This window comes from Fusibacter paucivorans (assembly GCF_018390735.1).
Classification (GTDB): Bacteria; Bacillota; Clostridia; order Peptostreptococcales; family Acidaminobacteraceae; genus Fusibacter; species Fusibacter paucivorans.
In genome coordinates this window covers 1-1,770 of sequence record NZ_JAHBCL010000082.1, presented here as the reverse complement: position 1 = coordinate 1,770, position 1,770 = coordinate 1, and the positions used below count along the sequence as shown (strand labels likewise).

The following is a 1,770-nucleotide window of genomic DNA, read 5'->3' as shown; positions in this document are numbered from 1 at the left end:
AATAGACCAGCTAATAATAGTCAAGTAGTGTTTTGAAAAAAGCTTAAAAAACTTGTTTCTTGAAAATGAGTATGACAAACCAAGCCATTGAAAAGTACGAACAATGACTGAAATTATTATGATTCGAGTTTTTACGCTGCTACTAAATGCAACTTGGAAGTTCTCCAAGATTGATGTTTTTCTGGACTTCTGAATTCAAAAGATTTTTCGTCACGAAGAACCGCGAAAATGTAGTGTAAAAGCTTGTGCATGACTGCAACAAGTGCTACTTTTTTCTTCTTGTTCACGCATTTCTTGGTGTAAAAATCTCTAAGGATTGGATTGATGGCATTGCCATTACGAGTGGTTCGAATGGATGAGAGTGCTACAGTAAACAGCACTCGGCGTCCAAAACGTGTACCACGCTTAGAAATTTTGTTTCTGTCGCCTATAAATTTACCGGACTGATTCACACTTGGATCAAGGCCAAAGAATGCTGTAAAAGCTTTTGGAGACGTGAACATATCAAAGTCACCAATCTCGGCAATGAGTGTTACTGCAGTCATAAAACCAATTCCCGGCATTTGATCTAGCAGGTCAATTCTTCTACGGACTTTCTCAGGGAACTCAGCAGAATCAATCATCTGATGAAGCTGAACCTCGATGTTTTTAAGGCTGTTCTGAAGGTTTTCGATGCCATCGAGATGGTATTTGATCTTCATGCTGAGGATTGAAAAATCGTTAGGCATTGACTTAGAAAGCGTAGCGATTTCAAAGAGTTTATCCACTTTCTTGCCTGCCCACTGAACAGTCTTGCGACTGAGTTTAGAAATCATTTGAGTTAGAGTTTCACGATCAGCCAATAAAACATGCTGAGGTGATGGGAAGTCTCTCAGAAGAGCCAATGAGGCCTTTCCAAAGGGATTCGCAAAGACATCGAGATAACCTGGGAAGAGCAAGTAAAGATCTGTACAAAGCCTGTTTTTCATCTCAGTGAGCATGTCAGAAAGTGCGAAGTATTCGCGAGCCATCATGCGAAGCGCGAGGATTTGAGGTTCAGGCACTAAAGAAAGCTTAATATCTTGGTATTTGGCAAGGCGTGCGATAGCTTCTGCATCCTTTGCATCATTTTTCACTTTTCTTAAGTCGAAATTCTTGGTAGAATGGACACATAGAGGATTCAGGACAAATCCTTTGAGGTCATTCGATCTCAGGAAAAAGAAGAGTGGTAAATGGAAGATACCCGTAGATTCTACGAAGTAGATGGGCTTTCTGTTTAACCGCTCTTCTTCTTTTTTGAGAATGTCGAGCAGTTTGTGAAACCCAGATGGCGTATGATCAATTCGAAAAGGCTTTCGAATGAGTGCACCAGAAGGCTCTAACATGGCAACGATGGAAAATTCAGAAGAGACATCGATGCCGACAATAAAATCATCTTGAAACTTAGACATAGTAAACACAACCTTTCGGGACAGAATGAATCAGAGCATCCGCTGCATGAAGAACGCCAAACAACCTTGCATTTGAAACGGGTAGCTCCAAATGGAGACCCAACCAGCTAAACATCGAATCGTTCTTGCGGAGTGACACGCTATTTTACGGATAAATCCTTCATGAAAGAAGGGATCCAGGAGGAACGCACATCTATCTCTCTGACAAGTGAGATTATAGCACGATATTTATTGGATTTCATGAAGCATGTCTGAGATTCATCTGAACAATAAAGTTTAAGTTATCAAAGAACATTCGGGTGGGTTTCAAAACCCAAACCCTATATTTATCTTACAAGGA

The 1,770-nt window shown here is 40.5% G+C and carries 1 protein-coding gene; it reads right to left on the bottom strand.

Annotated elements, in window-relative coordinates; genetic code table 11:
* Positions 1–131: 131 nt before the first annotated feature.
* On the bottom strand, positions 132–1,430 hold the full coding sequence (locus KHM83_RS19510; protein ID WP_213238714.1) for an IS110 family RNA-guided transposase: 1,299 nt from the start codon (positions 1,428–1,430) through the stop codon (positions 132–134).
* Positions 1,431–1,770: the final 340 nt, after the last annotated feature.